Origin of the sequence: Amorphus sp. 3PC139-8 (genome assembly GCF_040750475.1) — a bacterium.
In the GTDB taxonomy this organism is placed as follows: domain Bacteria; phylum Pseudomonadota; class Alphaproteobacteria; order Rhizobiales; family Amorphaceae; genus Amorphus.
In genome coordinates, this window is sequence record NZ_JABJVY010000006.1 from 122,154 (window position 1) to 144,189 (window position 22,036).

Genomic DNA, 22,036 nt, shown 5'->3' on the forward strand with positions numbered 1-22,036 from the left:
TCCGTCATCGGCATGCTTGACACTGCTCCGGTCCGCGTTCCCTATTTTTTTATGGGGGATGCGCTCGGGCCAGGGAGGCCCGGATCTTTTGTGGGAGGGACGCGACGTGGCGAAGCTTGTAGCCGACGTGATGGTCGAGGCGTTGCTGGAGGCGGGCGCGAAGCGCTGCTACGGCATCGTGGGAGATACGCTCAACTACGTGACCGACGCCATGCGCCGCCAAGGCATGGAATGGGTCCATGTCCGTCACGAAGAAGTGGGCGCCTTCGCCGCCGGCGCGGAATCCTACATGACCGGCGAGCTCACCGTCTGTGCCGGCTCCACCGGCCCCGGCAGCCTACATTTCGTCAACGGCATTTTCGAAAGCCACCGCAATGGTTCGCCGGTGGTTCTGATCTGCTCGCAGATCGACCGGGTTCAGGAGGGCCTCGGCTTTCCTCAGTCGGTCGACCAGAAAAAGATCTACGAGCAATATTCCGTCTTCTGCGAATATGTCGCCCATCCCGAACAGGCGCGCCGGATCACGGTGATGGCGGCCCAGGCAGCGTTGAACAAGCGCGGCGTAGCGGTGATCATCATCAACGGCGACACCAGCAAGCAGACGACCTCCGACAGCCACCATTGGCGGGTGTCGCGGCCTGCCCCGGTAATGCGGCCGAGCGACGACGAGTTGAAGACCTTGGCCGAGCGTATCAATCAGGCCGGCAAGGTCACGATTTATGGCGGCTATGGCTGCCGCAACGCTCATGACGAGGTGGTTGCGCTGGCAGAAAAGCTGAAGGCGCCGGTTGCCCACACCTCGCGCGCCAAGGAATTCCTGCAGCGAGACAACCCCTACGATGTCTCAATGACCGGCATCATCGGCATGAAGTCAGGCTTCGAGGCAGTCGAGCACTGCGACCTCCTCCTATGCCTGGGCACCAACTTCGCCTGGACCCAGTTCTATCCGCAGCACGCGGAAATCATTCAAATCGACAGCGACCCGACCCATCTCGGTCAGCGCACGCCGATCTCCATGGGTCTCGTCGGCGACATCAAACACACGATCGACGCCCTCCTGCCGATGATCGACGCCCGCAGCGACGACAGCTTCCTGAAACGGTCGCTGCAGGAGCACGAAAACAGCCTCAAGGACTTGGACGAGCAGACGAAGGAACCCTCGCCCGAGCTGATCCATCCCCAATTCGTCGCCAAGACCCTCGATCGGCTGGCCCCCGACAACGCGATTTTCACCGCCGATGGCGGCTCGCCGTTCGTGTGGATGCTGCGCTACATCCACGCCAAGGGACATCGGCGTTTTCTGACAAGCCTTCTGCACGGCACCATGGCCAACGCCTACCCGCAGGCGATCGGCTGCGCCAAAGCCTATCCGGACCGCCAGGTTATCGCCATGTGCGGCGACGGCGGCATGTCCATGCTGATGGGTGACCTCCTGACGCTGGTCCAGGAAGAGCTGCCGGTGAAGATCCTGGTATTCCACAACGGCACGCTGGGTTTCGTGGAAATGGAGATGAAGGTCGAAGGGCTGCTGGATTCCTTCACCGACCTGAAAAACCCGAATTTCGGCGAGCTCGCGAAGGCCTGCGGTTTCTACGGGGCCCAGGTGACCAACGCCGACGATCTGGAAGCCGCCATGACCGAATGGCTCGCCCAGCCTGGCCCGGCCCTGCTCGACGTCAAGGTGAACCGCATGGAGCTGGTCATGCCGCCGACGATCAACGCCGGCGAAGTGGTCTCCACGGCGGTCTACGGCGCCAAGGCGGTGATGAACGGACGCCTGGACGACGTTTGGACGCTGCTGGACCACAACTTCCTGAAGTGAGCCTTTTGGTCGGGGCCGCGTGGCGACAAACGTCGTTCGGCCCCGACCTAATGTCACGTTCAGACAATCCCATTGGCCGGCGCATGGCGGTTCCACCCTTTCGGAGTATTTCTGCCGTCCGCAATCGATAAGCCGGCTAATGATTGGCATTTTTGCCCCCGAAACACTCCCGCTCATCTGGTCAGGGTACCTGAGATATCCGGGGCCGTCTCACGCAAGGGTGACGATGGGCGGCGTATAACGCCCAAAAATGGCGCCAAGGGCGGCCGTTGACTTTCGCATGCCACCCCCGCCAAAATGATGGCGCTGAGTCACGCGTTTCAGTTTTCCTGAAGCCAACGACAGATATTCCTATTTGTCTTAATCGGACTCTTGCGCCAGCCTCTTCGAGGCAGGCTCCGGCTCGGCACTCGTCGCGTCCCGGTCACCTCCGGGGCGCCGAACCGGCGTTGGCCATCCCGGCGCCGCCCAATGTGGACCAAGAGGAGCAGCACGATGAGCTATCTGAAGCCGCTAGTCGCAGCGGGCGGCATCGCCTTGCTTGCGGCCGGTTTCGCACCATCGCGTGCGGACGCCGCGGAATGCGGGACTGACGACACCATCACCATCGCCAACATGACGTGGCTGTCAGCCAGTGTGCTCGCCAACGTCACGCAGACGATTCTGGCCGACGGCTACGGCTGCAACGCCGAAATCGTGCCCGGCGATACCGTGCCGACCGCAACCAGCATGCTGACCAAGTCGCAGCCGGACATCGCGCCGGAGATGTGGGTCTCCACCGCTCAGGCGATCTGGGACAAGGCGATCGCCAAGGGCAACGTCTACAAAGCCGGCGACATCTTCGGCGACGGTGGCGTCGAGGGCTGGTGGATCCCGGATTATCTCGCCGAGGAGCATCCCGAGATCAAATCGGTGAGCGACCTGAAGGACAACTGGAAGGTCTTCACCGAGCCGTCCTCCCCGGACAAGGGCCGGCTCTATGGCTGCCCGCCCGGCTGGGGCTGCGAGATCATCACCAACAATCTGTTCGACGCGCTTGGCCTGGAAGAGACCTATGAGCTCTTTTCGCCGGGCTCCGGTGCCAATCTTAAGGCCTCGATCGCCCGCAAGGTGACCCGGAAGGAGCCGATCGTTGCCTACTATTGGGGCCCGACGGCCGTGATCGGTCGCTATAATCTGGTCCGCCTCGACATGCCGGCGTACGACCCGGAGAAGTTCAAGTGCCTGACCGACAAGGACTGCGCGGACCCGCAGGTCTCCGGCTGGAAGAAGGGCGAAGTGGCCGTCGCGGCGACCTCGGAGCTGAAGGAAAAGGCCGCGCCGGTCGCGGAGTATCTCTCCAAGATGCAGGTGCCGAACGACGTCGTGAACAAGGTCCTCGCCTGGGGCGACCAGCAGTCGGCCAGCCCGGAGGACACCGCGGCCTACTTCCTGAAGAACTTCGAGGACGTCTGGACCAAGTGGGTCCCGGAGGACGTCGCGACGAAGGTGAAGGAGTCGCTCTCCTAAAAATTAGGGCCGACATCCGGTCTCGGCCGGATGTCGGTGCGCGACTTGCATAAGATGATGGCCGGGCGCGAGCGGGAAAAAAGGGACCGATTTTATCCCCGCATCCCGCTCAAACCTACGCGACCTGGCCCGGCCATCATCCGTGGACCGTCCGTGCGATCGAAATCAGAACCGGGCGACGGCAACGACCGGCGCTTCGCACGGGCCGGCTGAACCAGAGGGATTGAACGATGGAATCCGGCTTTCCGGAGCTGATTAACACGCGTGGGCTCAGGCTTGCGATCGACGACGCGTTCAACTGGGTCGTGATCGAGTGGGGGCGCCAGCTCGAGCTCCTGTTTCTGCCGGTCCTACGCCTTCTCAACAGCATCGAAGACGGCCTGCTCTGGCTGCCCTGGTATGTGGTCATCCTGGCGATCGCCGGGCTCGGCTACCTCGCCACCCGCTCGATCATGACCGCCATCGGCATCGTGATCATGCTGTTTCTCACCGGCCTGATCGGGCTGTGGGAGCCGGCGATGGCGACCATCGCGCTGATGCTGACCGCGACGGCGCTTGCCATCATCATCGGCATTCCGCTCGGCATCTTGATGTCGCGTTCCGACGGCATGCAGTCGATCATGCTGCCGATCCTCGACGTGATGCAGACGATGCCGATCTTCGTCTATCTGATCCCGTTCGTGATGCTGTTCGGCCCGGGCAAGATCCCCGCCCTGCTGGCCACCATCGTGTTCGCGGTGCCGCCGGTGATCCGCCTCACCAATCTCGGCATCCGACAGGTCGACGCGGAGGTGATCGAAGCCGTCACCGCCTTCGGCGCGACCTCCGGCCAACGCCTGTTCTCCGTGCAAATCCCGCTGGCGCTACCGACCATCATGGCCGGCATCAACCAGACCACCATGATGGCGCTGTCCATGGTGGTGATCGCCTCCATGATCGGTGCCGGCGGTCTCGGCTATCAGGTCCTGCAGGGCATCCAGCGCCTGGAAGTCAGCCGCGGCCTGCTCGCCGGCCTCGCGATCGTGTTCCTGGCCATCATTTTCGACCGCATCGCCCAGGCCTATGGCCGCCGCGTCCAACAGCACCTTCAAAGCAGCTAGGGCCCGATGAACAAAAAAGCCCCGCCGCGGGAGCCGAAGATCTCGATCGAGCACGTCTACAAGATCTTCGGAGAAGACCCGCAATCCGTCCTGGAGCGCGTCAAGGCTGGCGCCGACAAGCGCGAGATCCTGGAGGAGACCGGCCACGTCATCGGCATCCGCGACATCAGCCTGAAGATCGCCCCCGGCGAGACCTTCGTGGTGATGGGACTGTCGGGGTCGGGCAAGTCGACGCTGATCCGCCACATCAACCGGCTGATCGACCCAACCGCCGGGCGCATTCTGATCGACGGCGACGACGTCCTCACCCTCGACGAAAAGCAGCTTCGCGAGCTTCGTCGCCATAAGATCTCGATGGTGTTCCAGCGCTTCGCGCTGTTGCCCCACAAGACGGTGCTGGCGAACGTGATGTATCCGCTCAAGGTGAGCGGCGTGGCCGACGACAAGGCCAAGGCCGCCGCCATGGAGCAGATCGAAACGGTGGGGCTGGCCGGCTACGAGGAGCGCTATCCCCGCCACCTCTCCGGTGGCATGCAGCAGCGCGTCGGCCTCGCCCGCGCGCTGGCCACCAGCGCCGATATCCTGCTGATGGACGAGGCCTTCTCCGCCCTCGATCCCCTGATCCGCAGCGACATGCAGGCCCAGCTCAAGGAGCTGCAGGCCAAGCTGCAGAAGACGATCGTGTTCATCACCCACGACCTCGACGAGGCGCTCCGGCTCGGCGACCATATCGCGATCCTGAACGATGGCGAGTTGCGCCAGGTCGGCACCGGCGAGGACATCCTGCTGCATCCGGCCGACGACTACGTCGAACGGTTCGTGCGGGACGTGAACCGCGGTCGTGTGGTCACGCTCGCCAGCACCCTGCGCGAAGCGACCACGCTGCCGGCTTCGGAGCTCTCCAAGGCGCGGCTGGCAACGCTGCTCGACGGCGAAGGGGTGGAGTCCGTCGTGGTGGTCGACGGCGATAACCGACCGGTCGCGGCCGTGACCGAGCATCTGCTCTACACCGAGCGCGAAGCGCCGGAAAGCTGGTGGAACTCGGCGGACAACCTGCCGACCCCGGAAACCGCCCGGGACGACCAGGTGCTTTCCGAGGTGCTGTCACGCTACAAGCAGAATGCCACGCCCCTGGTGATCGTGGACCACAACGGCGCCGTCGTTGGGAAGCTCTCCCCGTCCGATGCCCTCGAAGCGCTCACCAATGACTGACTGAATCAGGGGGGCGGCGACACGTGCTGCGGGCCGTTACGGCAGCACCGGCGTCGGCGCCTCGCCGATGGAACGCACCGGCCGCAGGAACACACGACTGATCTCGTCGCGAGAGCTTTCCAGCGCACGGGTCAGTTCACGCATGGTGGTCTCCACCTCTTCGCCGGACAGCGTCTCGTCGAAATCCAGCGATACGGCAACCAGCACTTCGCTTGGGCCGAGGTGCATGGTCAGCACCTCGCCGAGCTCCAACACCCGTGGATCGGCCGTCAACACGCCGCGGATGTCCGACAGCAGAGCGGTCGAGGCCGCCTCTCCGGTCATCAGGCTCAAGGTCTCCCTGGCCAGAAACACCGCGGTCGCCACCAGGATCAGCCCGATCAGGATCGAGGCGATGCCATCGAACACCGGCATGTGGAGGAAATAGGCGAGCCCGACACCGAGGAGCGCAACCGTGAGGCCCGCGAGTGCCGCCGCATCCTCGCAGAAGATCGCGAACACGCTTGGGTCCTTGCTGAGGCGCAGTGCCTGCCAGATCGAGCGGTTGGGCTGCTGGTGGCGCAGCTCCTTCCACGCAATACGAAACACCGAACCTTCGATGGCGATCGCGATCCCCAGCACGAGGAAGTTCACCCACGGCTGGTGAATAGGTTCGGGATGGAGCAGACGTTCGACGCCCTCGTAGATGGAGAGCGCGCCACCGAGCGCGAAGATCAGGAGCGCCACCACGAACGCCCAGAAATAGATCTCCATGCCATGGCCGAACGGATGGCGCGCGTCCGGCGGCCGCTGGGCGCGCTTCATGCCGAGAAGCAGGATCGCCTGATTGGAGGTGTCCACCGTGGAGTGGATGCCTTCCGACAACATCGCGCTGGAGCCGGTCCAGGCGGCGGCTGCGAATTTCGTGACCGCAATGGCGAGATTGCCCGCCAACGCGGCGTAGACGACGTGCTTCGACCCGGATGCCACGCGCGCTCCTGTCGGTTTGGGATGGGATCGGACGGGAACGGTTCCCGCCTCGCCTGAAACGCCTTACGCCACCACGTAGGGGCCGGCCTTACGGGCGAACCGCTCGGCCACAGCGGCCGGGATGCGCACCGTCAGGTGGATCTGATCCGGTTCGTCATGGCGCTCCAACACCTCGGTGGAGCGGTAGAGCCAGGCGAGCAACTCGCCCTCCTCCGCCGGCAGGATCACGTCGGCGCGCGAGCGGCCCTCCGTCAGCTTCGCCTCGATGCGGTCGAGCAGCCGGTCGATGCCCTCGCCCGTCAGCGCCGAAACGGCCACGGCGTCCTTGCCCTGATCGGCGAATACGCGCTCGCGCTGGTTCGGCTCCAGCAGATCGGCCTTGTTCCAAACCTCCAGAACGTGCTCGCTGTCGCGCCCGTCGATCCCGAGCGCCGACAATGTCGATTCCACGTCTGCTGCCTGAGCGGCGCTGTCGGGATGGGCGATGTCACGCACATGCAGGATCAGGTCGGCCTCGACCACCTCCTCCAAGGTCGCGCGGAATGCCGCCACAAGATCGGTCGGCAAGTGCGAAATGAAGCCCACGGTGTCCGACAGCACGATTTCCATGCCGTGCGGCAGCCGAACCCGGCGCAACGTCGGATCCAGGGTCGCGAACAACAGGTCCTGGGCGCGCACCGTGCTTTCGGTCAGACGGTTGAATAACGTCGACTTGCCGGCATTGGTGTAGCCGACCAAGGCAACCACCGGCTGATCGCGCCGGGACCGCTTCTTGCGATGCAGCGCGCGGGTCCGGCGCACACTGTCCAGATCCCGCTCCAGCCGGTTGATTCGATCCTGAATCTGGCGCCGGTCCGCCTCGATCTGGGTTTCGCCGGGGCCGCCGAGAAAGCCGTAGCCACCGCGCTGGCGCTCCAGATGGGTCCAGGAGCGCACGAGACGGCTTTTCTGCCAGTGCAGATGGGCAAGCTCCACCTGCAGCGCGCCTTCCCGCGTGTTCGCACGGTCGCCGAAGATTTCCAGAATGAGTGCGGTCCGGTCCAGCACCTTCACGCCCCAGGCACGTTCCAGGTTGCGCTGTTGAACCGGCGTCAGGCTGGTGTCGATGACAACCAGTCCGGCGTCTTCGGTGGTGATGCGCAGCTTGATCTCGTCGACCTTGCCGGTGCCGAACAAGGTCGCCGGGCGCTGGCTCGACAGACGGATGATCCAGGCGCCGACAATGTCGAGATCGATGGCCTGGGCCAGGCCGACCGCTTCTTCCAGGCGCGCCTCCGCAGAGCGGGCCGGCGTGGCCCCAGAAGCGTTGGGCATGCGGGACTCGGTGGGCTGCTTGAGATCCGGCAGCAGCACCAAGGCCCGCGTGCGCGCCCTGACACCGTCCTCAGTGACGGCATGATCCTGTTCAGAAACTGAACGGTCGTACGGACGCTGTTCCAATCAGCCTCCTGCGTTCTCGTCGCTCGGGTCGAACAGTTGCACCGGCTGGTTCGGCATCACTGTCGAAATCGCATGCTTATAGACGAGCTGCGAATGGCCATCTCGCCGCAGAAGCACACAGAAGTTATCGAACCAGGTCACCACACCCTGCAACTTCACCCCGTTGACGAGGAAGATGGTCAGCGGCGTCTTGTTCTTGCGGACATAGTTCAAAAACGTGTCTTGTAGATTTTGTGTCCGGTCAGCCATAAGTTCAAGTTACCTTCTTATGTGGTGGAGTTTGTTTTTCGAATGCCGAGCCAGGCCCGGCAGTCGTCCACCGTTATCGGGTATGATCCATCGCGTAGATGGCGCATCTGCATGTGGTTCGCAACGTGGAAATTCCACGGTCGCGGAGGCACGCCGGGTGCTTCCTGTCGACTCAATTGCATGGCGCGTGCCAGTAGGCCGGCACGCTTGGACGAAAATACGACGCTAGCCAACTCTTTCGACGACTTCGTGAAAGCGAGTCCTGAGCGCAGTTGCAATCGATCCCGGCTGGCCGTTGCCAATCGCATGATCGTCGATCCGCACCACCGGCATGACCAGCGTGGTCGCGGCGGTGATGAAGGCCTCGCGCGCCCGGTAGGCCTCTTCGACCGTAAACGGGCGTTCCTCCACCGTCAGCCCCTCGCGAGCCGCCAGATCGAGAACGGCGGCGCGGGTGATCCCCCGCAGGATGCCGTGCTCCGCCGGACGCGTCACCAAGCTGCCCTCGGCGGTCACGATCCAGGCGTTGGTGGAGGCACCTTCGGTCACATAGCCGTCGGCATCCACCAACCAGGCCTCCTTCGCGCCGGCGCGGCGGGCCTTCTCCTTGGCAATCACGTTCGGCAGCAGAGATACCGATTTGATATCCACCCGCTCCCAGCGATTGTCCGGCAGCGTGATAACGGCGACGCCGTCTTCCGCAGTGCGCGCCGCCTTGCGCGGATCGGCCGCACGCGAGGTGATCACCAGCGATGGCGGCACGGTCGCGGCCGGGAACACATGATCGCGCGGCGCGACGCCTCGGGTGACCTGAAGATAGATCATCCCGTTCTTCACCCGATTTTGGCGGATCACTTCGCGCATCACCGCCACCAGCGCCCTGCGGCCCATCGGCTGCGCAATCTCAAGCTCGTTGAGCGACCGGTCGAGCCGGTCCAGGTGCCGGGTCATATCGATGAGGCTTCCGTCCTTCACCTCGCAGACCTCGTAGACGCCATCCGCGAACTGATAGCCTCGGTCCTCGATATGAACGGCGGCATCGGCGTGGCGGACATAGCGGCCGTTGACATAGGCAATGCGGCTCATCGATCACTCCAAATGTCGGTCGACCTTTTATGCCGGCGACCGGTCGTTTTTCAAAAGGTTCCCGAGCGAATGTCGTGACATCGACGGGCCGAATTCGCTCCACCCGTTTGTTTTCATCACGATTCCGGACGGAAAACAGGGTCCCGCTCGGCCTAAAAGAACTCCAGGCTCACGCGGAACATCTGCTCGACCTGGCGGACCCGCTCGGCGAGCGCGAAGATGACGACCCGGTCGTGGGCCATGATCTGGGTATCGCCCGTCGGCGTGATGGCGCCCTTGCGGCGGTAGATCGCGCCGATGCGGATTCCGTCCGGCAGATCGAGATCGCGCAGCGGCTTGCCGACCAACGACGAAGTTTGAAGCGCCTCCGCCTCGATGACCTCCGCCGCACCATTCTGCAAGGAATGGACCGACCGGATGCGGCCCCGACGCACATGGCGCAGCACCCGAGAGATGGTGACCGCGCGCGGGTTCACGTACGCGTCGATCCCCAGCGCGTGGGCGAAGGCCGGATAGCTGGCATTGTTGATCAGCGCCAAGTTGCGCTTGCAACCCAGCGTCTTGGCCATCACGCCGGAAATGATGTTGGCCTGGTCGTCGTTGGTCAGCGCCACCAGAACGTCGGCATCCTCGATATCGGCCTCGCGCAGGATCTCCTGGTCGAGGGAGGAGCCGTGCAGGATCACGGTGCGTTTGAGCTCGTCGGCGATTTGTACCGCCCGCTCGCGCGACTGCTCGATGATCTTGACCTTGACCTCGGGTTTGCGCCGTTCCAGCTCGCGCGCCACATAGGCGCCGATATTGCCGCCGCCGGACAGGACGACTCGCTTCGCCTCCGGCTCCTCGTGACCGAAGATGCCGAGGGTCCGGCGCACCTGATCGTGCCGGGCGACGATGTAGACGAGATCGCCGACGAAGATCGTATCGTTGCTTTGGGGCACGAACAGCCGGCCGTTGCGGAACACGCCCGTCACCACGGCGCCGAGATCGGGAAACAGCTCGGTGAGCTGGCGCAGCGGCGTATCGATAACCGGACAGTCCTCGCCGCACAGGATGCCGACCACGATCACCGCCCCGTCCGCGAACCGCACGGTCTCCACCGCGCCCGGCAACGACATGCGCCGCAGCACCGTTTCGCCGACTTCGATTTCCGGCGAGATGATCACGTCGATCGGCAGATGGTCGCGCGCGAACAGGTCCTGATAGTGCGGCTGCAGATAGCTCTGAGCGCGAATGCGGGCGATCTTGGTCGGCACGTTGAACAGCGTATGCGCGACCTGACAGGCGACCATGTTGACCTCGTCGGCCTGGGTCACCGCGATCAACATGTCGGCGTCCTCCGCCCCTGCCTGGGCAAGGACGTCGGGATGCGAGCCGTAGCCGACCACGCCGCGGACATCGAGCGTGTCGCGGATGATGCCGACCAACCGCGGCGACGTGTCGATCACCGAGACATCGTTCTCTTCCTGGGCGAGCTTTTCGGCAATGCCGAAGCCGACCTGACCGGCGCCGCAAATGACGATGCGCATGCGTCCTCGCTGGACCAAGGGACCTTACGGCAAGCCGGGTCGGCCCAAAGCTGATCGATGTCCGTCCTCGCGGGCGCCTCTGTCCCGCTCAAGTCGGCTCAGGCGATGCCTAACGACTTCAGCTTACGATGCAAGGCCGAGCGTTCCATCCCCACGAACTCCGCGGTGCGCGAAATGTTGCCGCCAAACCGGTTGATCTGGGCCTTCAGATAGTCGCGCTCGAAGATTTCACGAGCATCGCGCAGCGGTAGCGCCATAAAATGCTCGCCCCCGGGCCCGGAAGACAGCGGCGGCACCAGGGCTCCGACCTCCGCCGGCAACAGGTCCGGCGAGATCGCCTGCTCGGCGTCCTGGTCGCGGGTTAGAATCAGAAGCCGCTCGATGTTGTTCTTAAGCTGTCGAATGTTGCCGGGCCAGTCGTGGGCCTGGAGCACCGCCATGGCATCCGGTCCGATCTTGCGCATCGGCAGCCCGGCCGCCGCCGTGATCTGACGCAGGAAATGATCCACCAGCACCGGGATGTCCTCCCGCCGCTCGGCGAGCGAGGGAACCCGGATCGGCACCACGCTCAGGCGATGGAACAGATCCTCGCGCAGGCGCCCGTTCTCGATCTCGTGCTGCAGATCGCGCGCGCTGGAGGAAATGATGCGCACGTCGACGTGGACACGGTTGGTGCCGCCGACACGCTGGAAGGTCTGATCCACCAGAACCCGCAGGATGCGGCCCTGGGTCTCCAGCGGCATGTCGGCGATCTCGTCGAGATAGAGCGTGCCGCCGTGTGCCTCCTCCAACGCCCCGACCGCGCGGCCTCCCCCGTTTGAGGATTCGGTGCCGAACAGCGCCTCCTCCATCCGCTCTGGCGTAATGGTTGCGGCATTGACGATGACGAACGGCCCTTCGGCGCGTTGGGACCCGGCGTGGATCGTGCGGGCCACCAGCTCCTTGCCGGAGCCGGAAGGGCCGGACAAAAGGATGCGGCTGTTGGTGGAGGACACGCGCTCGATCATGGTGCGCAGCGTGGCCATCGCAGCCGACTGGCCGATCAGCTCCGTCGCCTCGCCGCTGCGCGCTTTCAGGTCCGCGATTTCGCGGCGCAGCTTGGAGGCTTCCAGCGCACGCTCTGCGGCTAGGATCAGGCGGTCCGCCTTCAACGGCTTCTCGATATAGTCGTAGGCGCCGCGCTTGATCGCGGACACCGCCGTCTCGATGTTGCCGTGACCCGAGATGATGACGACCGGAAGATCCGGGTGCTGCTCCTTGATCACGTCCAGCAGCGCCAGCCCATCGAGCCGGCTGCCCTGAAGCCAGATGTCCAGAAACAGAAGGCTCGGTTTTCGGGTCGCGATCTCTTCCAGCGCCTGGTCGGAATGGGCGGCGGTGCGCGCGCCGAATCCCTCGTCTTCCAGGATACCGGCGATCAACTCGCGGATGTCGCGCTCATCGTCGACAATAAGGATGTCGGTCGCCATTCTGACTAAGTCCCGTTGCCCGTTGACGAAAGGGGTGGTGTCTCGGCGCTGCCGTCGCCGTCGGGCGGCGGACCGGCGACGGCGAGAATGAGACGGACGCAAGCGCCGGGGTGGTCGTAGCCGGCCGATTTGGCGTCGAGCAGCTCCACACGGCCGCCGTGGTCTTCGGCGATCTTGCCGACGATCGCGAGGCCGAGCCCGGTGCCTTTCTCGCGCGTCGTCATGTAGGGCTCCAGAAGCCGCTGACGCCCTTCCTCCGGCAGACCGATGCCGTTGTCGACGATCTCGATGATATGCGCGTCCTGCTCGGTGCGGATGGTGACGTCGACCCGCCCCTGGTGCTCGGCCTCATCGGCCTCCGTCTTCTGCTCGATCGCCTCGGCGGCGTTCTTGACCAGGTTGGAGACCGCCTGCACCACGAGGCGATGGTCGAACCGGCCGATCACCGGCTCTTCCGGGAACTGGGTTTCCACCTTGACCCCGGGATGGCCGACGCTCTGCAGGAATACGCCCTCGCGCACCGCTTCGGTAAGGTTGCGCTCCTCGATCACCGGCTTCGGCATCCGCGCGAAAGTCGAGAACTCGTTGACCATCCGGCCGATGTCGCCGACCTGGCGCACGATCGTATCGATGCACTGATCGAACACCGCGCGATCGTCCTCGACCCGCTTGCCATAGCGCCGTTTCAGACGCTCCGCCGACAACTGGATCGGCGTCAGCGGGTTCTTGATCTCGTGCGCGATCCGGCGCGCCACATCGGCCCAGGCGGAAGTGCGCTGAGCGGCGACCAGGTCGGTGATGTCGTCGAAGGTCACCACCCAGCCTTGGCGGTGGGTGTCGGCGCGGTCCACGGTGATGCGCACGGCGAGCGTGCGCTCCTTGCCGTCGCGCTTCAGCGTGATCTGCCCCTGGCGAGCCCGGAAGCCAACATGAGAGCCACCGTCCATCAGCCCGGCCATCTCAGGCACGCCGTCGCGCAGGGGCCGGCCGATCAGCTCGTCTTCATGGGTGCCGAGGATCGTCAGCGCCGACCGGTTCGCCAGCGAGACGGTGCCGTCCGGCTCGATGCCCAGAACACCGACCGTGACACCGGCGAGCACCGCCTCAGTGAAGCGCCGACGCTGGTCGATCTGCTCGTTCGCCGACAGAAGCTCCGCATGCTGGGTACGGAGCTGGCTGGTCATGGTGTTGAAGGTTTCGCCCAGGTGAGCCAGGTCGCCATCGTTGGGATCGATCGAAACCTCGGCGGCCAAGTTACCGTGCGCAACCTCGTCGGCGGCGTCGATCAGGCCGCGAATCGGGGCCACCAGCCGGTTCGCAAAGCCAAAGCCGAGCCAGATCGCCGACACCAGGAGCACCAGGGTCACGCCGGCATAGACGAGCGCGAACGCGACCTGCATCCCCAACCGGCTCTCGTCCAAGGCCTTGTATTCCTGGGCATTGTCCTGGCTCACGCGGAGATATTCCAACACGCGCGAATCCATCGGCCGGGCGATGTAGAGATAGAGGTCGTCGTAGGCCTTCAGCTTCATGATGCCGCCGACCTGGTTGGCATCGCCCGGTGCGATCATCACCGGACTGCCATCTTCCGCGCGTTTCAACGCGGCGGCCGGAGGCATGGCGAGTTCCAGATCCGGATTGATGATGGCGCTGGTGATGACCGTGCCGTTCTCCGCCAGCAGGAACGCCTTCGGCAGAAGCCGCAACGAGGCTTGGGTCTGGAGATATTGGTCGAACCGCGCCGGCTCGTGATCGTAGAGCTGACGGGCGCGATCGACGTCATGGGCCATCGCGATCAGATCGCCCCGCAATACGCCGGCATGCTCTTCCACATAGGCATCCGCGACGGCGACGGAATTGTCGACGATGGCCCGGGTTCGCTCCTCAAACCAGCGATCGAGACCCCGGTTGAGGGTGATAACGGCCACCACCGCCACCAGCGCCGCCGGCAGCACCGCCATCAGCGAAAACAGCGCGAGGACGCGTACGTGCAAGCGTGCCCCGGCCCGACGCGCCCGACGGGCCCGCCACAGACTGACCGCCTCCCAGGCCACGCCGACGACCAGAATCCCGACCAGCAGCGCGTTGATGACGAGCGCGATTTCCACCACCTGGCCGTCCGGCGCGATCGGCGTCAGCCCGGTCAAGACCAGGAAGGTGGCCGTGACGGATACCAGCGCGGCGCCCACGGTCCACATGCTCGCCGTGCGGATCCAGGGCCGCCGGTCGCTCTGCGGGCGTAAAGGATGGTCTGTCGTAATGTCGCTTGCCGTCATAACCGCTCAATCGTCGGAATCACCACCGCGTCGGCGGCGTCACCGATCAACAACATTGTTGCAAAAATGAGACGACACCGTCCACCGGGTCGCGCCATCCACTGGCCAAGGCGGATGGCGGGCAGAAATCAGGTGTCACTTTTTTCCCGCTCGCGTTCCCAGCCGAGTTCGACCGGCGTGTGGTCGGATGTGGAATCGGGAACGGGCTGGCCGGCAAGACGCAGCGTCCGGGCAAGAAGCTGCTCGTAGATCGGCTGCCCGCCCAACAGTTCCGCCACCAGGTTCGAGACGATACAGGTGATGAAGACGGGCAACAGCAGTTCGAACGATCCCGTCAGCTCCAGGACAAGGACGACCCCGACCATGGGCGCACGCACGGTAGAGGTGAAAAGCCCACCCATTGCGGCGATCGCGAAGGCGATTGGAACCCCCTCGGCGCCGGGGACGAGGTAGGCGACGGCGGCCCCTATCGCCAATCCGGTGGAGGTGGCAAGCGTCAGGATCGGCGCGAAAATGCCGCCCGGCGCGCCGGTGGAATAGCTCGCCATCGTCGTGCCAAGCCGCAGAAGCACCAACAGGAAGAGCCCCGCGACGGTCCAATGCTCGGCGACCAAAGCCAGTATCAGCGTCTCCCCGCCTGTCGTGGCGGCAGGAAAGACGATCAGCAGAGCACCTAGAAGGAGCCCCCAGACCGCGGGGAACAGGTACGGTGACGTCACCTTGCCGAGCGCAAGCACCGCATCGAGCGACCAGAGCAGCAGCCAATTGAAGACCAACCCGAAGAGACCCAGGAGCGCGCCCAAAAGCGCGAATCCGATCAGGAAATGCGGCGCGACCATGGACGAACGGATCGCCAGGTCCGGTCCGATGCCGGCGATTTGCTCGGTAACGATCGTGGAAAAGATCGCCGCGATCGCGACCCCCATATAGGTCCGGAACGAATAGGGAAACTGGCGACGCGTCTCCTCGATGACGAACAGGACGGCAGCGAGCGGCGCGTTGAAGGCAGCCGCCAAGCCCGCGGCGGCACCGGCGGCATATAGGCCGCGCCGTTCAACCAAGCCAGGGCGAACGGCATCCGACAGGCTGGCTGCGATCGAAGCGCCGATATGGATCGTCGGCCCTTCCCGTCCGACCACCAGCCCGGACCCGATCGACAGCAACCCACCGAAAAACTTGACCGGAAGCACCCGGCGCCAGCGAAGCGGGCGCACCCCTTCCATCGCGCCCTCGATTTCCTGCACACCGGATCCGCCTGCCTCCGGCGCGAATCGGCGCACCAGAAACACAGCGGCCACCACCATGATGCTGGTGGAGACGGCGGCGATCGGCAGCGCCCATTCCATCGGCGCCACGGCGGCCAGCGCCCGATGCCAAACAAGCAGACGATCGGCCACCAGATGGAAGGTCGTGCCCAGGGCCCCGGTCAACGTCCCTACGAGCATGGCGAGCAGATAGAAGCCCGCATCGGAAGTGCGCGTCGACGCTGGCGATCCTGTCACTGGCCAATCCCGTCCATGCCGCACCCGCCCTCGCCCATTTCGATCGCCGCGCCGTTTTGCCATGGCGATCCTCAAGATGTGAATATCATCCCTTGCGGATCATGCGATCCCGGTGTTTTCGCAGCGGACCAGCGCAAATGGAGGAAACAGGATAGATCCCAGCAGCTTAAGGAGACCGCAACGGGCACCGTGCGTGCTCGAAAGGTCCGTCGCCGGCTGGCGCGGGATGCGGGCGGCCAACCGGTCTTCACTTGGCCCGGAAACGCACTCATGCACCGATCGAGCCACTCAAACGACGACGCCGACTTGCCGCCCTCACTGCCTACAAGATAAGCAAGACATGCATCATCGCTGCGCACTGCAGCCGACCTGCCGACGCAGGCCCGCGCTGCAATCTGTCATCCGCCCGTGCGCCGGCCACCCGACCTTTCCAGGATTCCTGAGAGTTCCAGGACGCTCGTATGCCGCTTTTCCTCCGCGTGTTCCTGCCCTTTTCGATCGGCTATCTGCTGAGCTTCCTGATCCGGGTGATCAACGCAGTTGCCGGCGAGCCGATCGCTGAGGAATTTGCGCTCAGCCCCGGTGAGCTCGGCCTTCTGACCAGCCTGTTCTTTCTGGCCTTCGCCTGTACCCAGCTCCCGAACGGTATCCTCATCGACCGGTTCGGGCCGCGCCGGGTGCAAGGCACGCTCTTGCTGGTCGCCGGCACCGGAACCCTTCTGTTCGCCACGGCCGGTTCGTTCTGGTGGCTGGGCGTCGGGCGCCTTCTGATGGGGTTCGGTACGGCGACCTGCCTGACGGCCTCGTTTGCGGCCTATCGGTTGTGGTTCGGGCCCGATCGACTGCCGATGATCAATGGGCTGCACATGTCGGTCGGCGGGATCGGCGCGTTCATCGGCGGCGCCCCGACAGAGGCGCTGATCACCGCGTTCGGCTGGCGCTCGATCTTTTTCGTGCTGGGGATCGGACTGTTCGTGCTGGCGTTCGTCACTCTGTTCGTGGTGCCGCGCCACGACACGGCAGCAGCCCCCGCTCCCACCCGGGTTCTCCTGCGCGAGCTCCGTTCGATCCTGGTGTCGCGGCCGTTCTGGCGCCTTTGCCCCCTGTCGACGGCGGTTCAGGCGATCTCGCTATCGGTCTCCGGGTTGTGGGCCGGTCCCTGGCTCCGGGATGCAGCCGGCGTCGCTCCGGCAACCGCGGCGATCTGGCTATCAGTGATCGGAATCGCGTTGATGCTCGGCTTTCTCAGCTTCGGCTGGCTCGGCCAGCGCGCGGCGCGGCGCGGCGTGTCGATCGAACGGGTGTTCGTGCTGGGCTGCTTCGGATTTCTGGTCGTGCAGATCCTGATGATCGTGGTCCCTCCCACGCTCACTGCGCCGCTGTGGCTGCTCTACGTCTTCTTCGGCAGCGTCGGTGTGCTCGCCTTCGTGGTCGGGTCGTCGTCCTTCAGCCCGAGCGCGGCGGGTCGCCTCAACACGGCGCTGAACTTCTTCGTGTTCGTCGCCGCCTTCCTGGTCCAATGGCTGTTCGGCGAGTTGCTCGATTTCTTCCCCGCCGACCATGGCGGCGCCTCGGCCGCAGGCTATCGCACGGCGTTTGCGATCCTGTGCGCCATCCAGGCGCTGAGCTTCATTCCGATCCTGGTCATTCGCCGGCCGGAGACCCAGGGGTCATGACCCTAATGCACGTTCGGGAAACGGGCGGACCGGTCTCCCGTCCCGAAATTGCGCTATTCGGCGAGAAGATCCGCCAATGTCAGGGCGACGACCTTGATCGCGTTCTTGAAGTCGGAGAGTTCCACGTGCTCGTTGGCGGCGTGGCTGTCGGCGGCCGCAGTGACCGCCGCACTGGAGCCGTAGAGTACCGTAGGAATGCCAGCGGCGGCATAGTGGCGGGCGCTGGTATAGACCGGTGCGCCGGTGGCGGGAACGGGGTGCCCCAGCAAGGCTTCCGCATGACGCTTGAGCGGCTCCACGATCCGCTCCGCCCCTGGCACCGTGCGCATTGCACCCGCAAGCATGATCCGGCGACATTCCACCTCGATGCCTTCGTGCCCGCCGGCCGCCTCGAACACGCGCCGGGTGAGTTCGGCCTCTACCGCTTCCGGGTCCTCTTCCGGAATCAGTCGTCGATCGACCTTCAGCACGACACGGTCGGGCACGACGTTGGTGTGCACGCCGCCCGAAATGGTGCCGACTGTCAGCTTGGCGGATCCGATACCCGCCTCCTCGCTGACGATGGCGGACAGCCGCCGACGCTCGTCATAAAGCGCGCTCAGAATGTCGGTCGCCGCCTCCAGCGCATCCGCGCCACTTTCCGGCACAGCGGCATGGGCGGCCCGGCCGCGAACCACCACCTCCAGATGGAGACAGCCGTTGTGGGCGGTGGTGATCGCCGCGACGAAACCCGCGGCAATCACCAGATCCGGCCGGGTCAGTCCCTGGCCCAGCAGCCATTGCGGCCCCACGAACCCGCCGACCTCCTCATCGAAGGTGACATGCAGTTCGACGGTTCCGTTGAGGCGGTCGGCCACCGGATCAAGCGCCAGAAGCGCGAAGGCGTAGCTCGCGACATCGGCCTTCGCATCCGTCGCGCCGCGGCCGTAGAGGGCGCCACCGCGGATTTCGGCGCCATAGGGATCGCTGGTCCAGCCCTCGCCCGGCGGGACCACGTCGGCGTGGCTGGCGAGCGCCACGATCGGTCCGGTGCCGGCGCCGAAGGTGCGCCGCACGACCAGGTTGGTCGCGCTGCGCATGCCGTACTGGCGCACGAACGGATCGGGCACCGGGTGCTCTTCTATCTCGAGGCCGAGGCCCTCATAGAGCCGGGCGATGCGATCCGCCGCCTCGGCACAGTCGCCCGGCGGATTTTCCGAAGGGATACGGACGATCTCCTGGAGAAACGTCACGGCCTCGTCGAAACGGCCGTCGACCTCGTTCTCGATCATCGCAGTCGCCTCACGGGATCAGGACCGTGGTGCCGGTGGTCTTGCGCCCCTCCAGGTCGGTATGGGCCCGCCCGGCCTCGGCAAGCGGATATTCCTGGTTGACCCGTATCGACACGGCGCCGGACGCGACCACATCGAACAGGTCGCGAGCGGTTTCTTCCAGGTCGGCACGCTCGGCGATGTAGTGGAAAAGCGTCGGCCGGGTGCAAAAGAGCGAGCCCTTCTGGTTCAGGATCTGAAGATCGAAATCCTTGATCGGCCCGGAGGACTGGCCGAACGGCACCCAGAGCCCCAGCGGATGGATGCAGTCCAGCGTGCCGGGATAGGTATCGCGACCGACGGAATCGTAGGCCACGTCGACGCCCTTGCCGCCGGTGATCTCCTTCACCCGCTCCACGAAATTCTCGGTTCGGTAGTTGATCACATGGGTGTAGCCATGCGCCTTGGCGAGCTCGACCTTGTCCTCGGAACCGGCGGTTCCGATGATGGTGGCGCCGAGATGCTTGGCCCACTGGCCGGCGATCAGGCCGACGCCGCCGGCCGCGGCATGGAACAGGATCGTGGTGCCGGCGGTGACGGGATAGGTCCGGCGTAGGAGATAGCGCGCGGTCATGCCCTTCAGCATCATGCCGGCGGCGCTCTTGTCGTCGATCGCGTCGGGCACCTTCACCACCCGCGCGGCGTCGACAATGCGTTCCTGGCTGTAGGCGCCGAGCGCTCCCGGATAGGCGATCCGGTCGCCCACCTTCAACTCGGTGACGCCCTCGCCCACGGCCTCGACCACGCCGGCGCCCTCATTGCCGGGGATGAACGGAAGCCCGTTCGGCGCCTTGTAGAGGCCGGAGCGGAAATAGGTGTCGATATAGTTCAGGCCGACGGCGGTGTGGCGAATGCGCGCCTGCCCTGGCCCCGGCTCGCCGACCTCCACGTCCTCCCATTTGAGGACCTCAGGTCCTCCGGTCTCGTGAACCACGATTGCCTTCGTCATCGTACCCTCCTTGCTCCGGCGAAAACGCGCCGGCTAGTTCTGGTTCTCTACGTGCATCGCCTTGCGCTTGCGATGGCGCATGATGTTCAGGACCTCCACCAGGGCGGAGAATGCCATGGCGAAGTAGATGTATGCCCTCGGAATGTGGAAGCCGAGACCATCCGCGATCAAGGCGACGCCGATCAGAAGCAGGAAGGAGAGCGCCAGCATCTTGGTTGTGGGATGCTCCTTGATGAAGGCCGCCACCGGTCCAGACGCCACGAACATGATCCCGATCGAGATCACGACCGCGGCGATCATCACCTCCACATGCTCCGCCATACCGACGGCGGTGACGATGGAGTCCACCGAAAACACCAGGTCGATCAACAGGATCTGCACGATCACCGACCAGAAGGCGGGATGCTTCGGTTGGGCGCCGTGCTCGTCCTCCTCGCCCTCGATGCCGGAGTGGATCTCAAGCGTTCCCTTGAACAGGAGAAAGGCGCCGCCGGCGAGCAGGATCATGTCGCGCCAGGAGAACGCCTCGCCAAACACCGTGAAGAGCGGCGCGGTGAGACCGATGATCCAGGAGATCACCAGAAGCAGCAGGATGCGCAGGACGAGCGCCAGCGACAGACCGATGCGCCGCGCCGAATCGGCGCTGGAGGCAGGCAATCGGGAAACCAGCACCGAGATGAAGACGATGTTGTCGATCCCGAGAACGATCTCCATCACCGTCAGGGTGACGAGGCTTGCCCAAATCTGCGGATCCGCGATCCATTCCATGCGCGTCAGCTCCCCCAACGTCCAATGCGGCCAGTCGCGTGCAACACAGAAACGCCGACCGGCGCCGGACGTTCATCGCTCTCGGCGGATCGGTTATAGTCCGAGAAGGCGTCGCCCCGGCTCCGACAATGTGAACAGCATAGCGCCCCAGAGGAGCAAGGCGATCCCGATCCCGCGCGGAAGCGCGCGCCCGGATCCCGCCTTCTCCGCCACCATCAGGACCGTGAAGATCGCCATCCAGACCACGTTCATGACGCCGACGGCGAACATCACCACCATTAGCGCCCAGCAGCAGCCGAGGCAGTAGACGCCCTCCTCCAGGCCGAGCCGAAACATGCCGTAGTCGGTCGTGCGCCAGCGCGACGCCAGGATCGAAAACGGTGCGCGGCAGCGGGTCAGACAGGCATATTTCGCCGGCGTGAGCTGATAGAGTCCGGCGGCCATCAGCGTCGTTCCGGCAAGCGCCGGCGCAAGCGGCGTCATGGCAGGCGACATCGTGCCGAGCGCGACAAGGCCGAGCTGAGCCGCCCCGGCAACCACCGCGAAGGCGACCCAAACGCTGACATAGCCGGCCCCGAGCAGACCCATCGACGGCACCCGCTCGCCGTTGCGGCGGGCCCGGCCGGCGATGGCGGCATAGGTGGTGAACATCGGAACGGCCGTGGGCAGCATCATCGCGAACACCATCGCCGCCCACATGGCGACGGTGACGGCCACCGTCGTGGGATCGATACCGTTGGCCAGCGTGACCGGCGCACACAGCGCCGTCAGAAAGGCCGGCACCTGAGGCGATCCGCCGACATTCAGGAGGTTCATGCCGGGCCCGAGTGCCGAGCGCAGCGCTTCCGGCACCGCCATCACGGTGGCGGCCAGATAGAGCCACCCGATCAAGGCCGCCAGCGCCACCGCCACGATCACCAGAACGCGCCCGCGCTTCGGCGTCAAAAGTGGCTTCACCGGCTCAAGATCGGGGGTGGCGGCCCCGGTCCGGGCGTCGGATGAAACGGATTGTCTCGTGCGGGCTGTCATGTCGAGGCGCGGCGACGTTTCACTTTTCCTGATCGATCCGGTCTATCACAGGATTCGCGTGCAGCCCCGCGACACGCTACCCCCTTGGCAGAGGCCCGGTGTCCGCCACATGGATAGTTGGATCGACGATAGATAGGCCGC

17 protein-coding genes are annotated in these 22,036 nt (G+C 64.8%); 5 read left to right on the plus strand and 12 right to left on the minus strand.

Features of this window, described 5'->3' with window-relative positions; translation table 11 throughout:
* Positions 1-106 precede the first annotated feature (106 nt).
* The 4 genes from HNS03_RS08030 to HNS03_RS08045 all read left to right on the plus strand — a co-directional run bounded on the left by HNS03_RS08030 (position 107) and on the right by HNS03_RS08045 (position 5,643).
* Positions 107-1,822, plus strand: coding sequence for a thiamine pyrophosphate-dependent enzyme (locus HNS03_RS08030; protein WP_367194353.1), 1,716 nt, complete (start codon positions 107-109; stop codon positions 1,820-1,822).
* Positions 1,823-2,317: 495 nt separating this feature from the next.
* A complete protein-coding gene (locus HNS03_RS08035; protein ID WP_367194355.1) occupies positions 2,318-3,331 on the plus strand; it encodes an ABC transporter substrate-binding protein in 1,014 nt (337 codons plus the stop codon).
* A 230-nt stretch (positions 3,332-3,561) separates the two neighbouring features.
* Positions 3,562-4,431, plus strand: a complete 870-nt coding sequence (locus HNS03_RS08040) for an ABC transporter permease (RefSeq protein WP_367194356.1) — start codon at positions 3,562-3,564, stop codon at positions 4,429-4,431.
* Positions 4,432-4,437: 6 nt separating this feature from the next.
* Positions 4,438-5,643 carry a glycine betaine/L-proline ABC transporter ATP-binding protein gene (locus tag HNS03_RS08045; protein ID WP_367194358.1) on the plus strand — a complete coding sequence of 402 codons (1,206 nt, stop codon included), beginning with the start codon at positions 4,438-4,440 and terminating at the stop codon, positions 5,641-5,643.
* Positions 5,644-5,679: 36 nt separating this feature from the next.
* On the opposite strand, the gene HNS03_RS08050 is transcribed toward HNS03_RS08045, so the two are convergent.
* The 8 genes from HNS03_RS08050 to clcA all read right to left on the minus strand — a co-directional run bounded on the left by HNS03_RS08050 (position 5,680) and on the right by clcA (position 16,163).
* Entirely contained in the window at positions 5,680-6,612 is a 933-nt protein-coding gene (locus HNS03_RS08050; protein ID WP_367194359.1) for a cation diffusion facilitator family transporter, read from the minus strand.
* A gap of 63 nt (positions 6,613-6,675) precedes the next feature.
* Positions 6,676-7,926, minus strand: coding sequence for a GTPase HflX (gene hflX / locus HNS03_RS08055; RefSeq protein WP_367194488.1), 1,251 nt, complete (start codon positions 7,924-7,926; stop codon positions 6,676-6,678).
* Positions 7,927-8,052: 126 nt separating this feature from the next.
* Positions 8,053-8,301: an RNA chaperone Hfq gene (gene hfq, locus HNS03_RS08060; RefSeq protein WP_367194361.1), complete on the minus strand. Its 249-nt coding sequence runs from the start codon at positions 8,299-8,301 to the stop codon at positions 8,053-8,055.
* A gap of 225 nt (positions 8,302-8,526) precedes the next feature.
* Positions 8,527-9,387 carry a D-amino-acid transaminase gene (locus tag HNS03_RS08065; protein ID WP_367194362.1) on the minus strand — a complete coding sequence of 287 codons (861 nt, stop codon included), beginning with the start codon at positions 9,385-9,387 and terminating at the stop codon, positions 8,527-8,529.
* Between the two features lie 152 nt (positions 9,388-9,539).
* The gene (gene trkA / locus HNS03_RS08070) at positions 9,540-10,916 is read right to left on the minus strand and encodes a Trk system potassium transporter TrkA (protein WP_367194364.1); all 1,377 of its coding nucleotides are present in this window, start codon (positions 10,914-10,916) and stop codon (positions 9,540-9,542) included.
* Between the two features lie 98 nt (positions 10,917-11,014).
* Entirely contained in the window at positions 11,015-12,385 is a 1,371-nt protein-coding gene (locus tag HNS03_RS08075; protein ID WP_367194365.1) for a sigma-54-dependent transcriptional regulator, read from the minus strand.
* 5 nt (positions 12,386-12,390) lie between these two features.
* Complete coding sequence (locus tag HNS03_RS08080; RefSeq protein WP_367194367.1) at positions 12,391-14,661, minus strand: ATP-binding protein; 2,271 nt, start codon at positions 14,659-14,661, stop codon at positions 12,391-12,393.
* 128 nt (positions 14,662-14,789) lie between these two features.
* Positions 14,790-16,163 (minus strand): H(+)/Cl(-) exchange transporter ClcA, encoded by a 1,374-nt coding sequence (gene clcA, locus HNS03_RS08085; RefSeq protein ID WP_367194368.1) that lies wholly within the window; start codon positions 16,161-16,163, stop codon positions 14,790-14,792.
* A 461-nt stretch (positions 16,164-16,624) separates the two neighbouring features.
* On the opposite strand from clcA, the gene HNS03_RS08090 reads away from it, so the two are divergent.
* Positions 16,625-17,839 carry an MFS transporter gene (locus tag HNS03_RS08090; protein ID WP_367194369.1) on the plus strand — a complete coding sequence of 405 codons (1,215 nt, stop codon included), beginning with the start codon at positions 16,625-16,627 and terminating at the stop codon, positions 17,837-17,839.
* Positions 17,840-17,892: 53 nt separating this feature from the next.
* Here the strand turns inward: HNS03_RS08090 and HNS03_RS08095 are convergent, their stop codons facing one another.
* The 4 genes from HNS03_RS08095 to HNS03_RS08110 form a co-directional block, all read right to left on the minus strand.
* On the minus strand, positions 17,893-19,110 hold the full coding sequence (locus HNS03_RS08095) for an ArgE/DapE family deacylase (RefSeq protein ID WP_367194371.1): 1,218 nt from the start codon (positions 19,108-19,110) through the stop codon (positions 17,893-17,895).
* A 10-nt stretch (positions 19,111-19,120) separates the two neighbouring features.
* Positions 19,121-20,098: a quinone oxidoreductase gene (locus tag HNS03_RS08100; RefSeq protein WP_367194373.1), complete on the minus strand. Its 978-nt coding sequence runs from the start codon at positions 20,096-20,098 to the stop codon at positions 19,121-19,123.
* A 33-nt stretch (positions 20,099-20,131) separates the two neighbouring features.
* Entirely contained in the window at positions 20,132-20,866 is a 735-nt protein-coding gene (locus tag HNS03_RS08105) for a TerC family protein (RefSeq protein ID WP_367194375.1), read from the minus strand.
* A gap of 93 nt (positions 20,867-20,959) precedes the next feature.
* Complete coding sequence (locus tag HNS03_RS08110; RefSeq protein WP_367194377.1) at positions 20,960-21,895, minus strand: DUF2182 domain-containing protein; 936 nt, start codon at positions 21,893-21,895, stop codon at positions 20,960-20,962.
* Positions 21,896-22,036 lie beyond the last annotated feature (141 nt).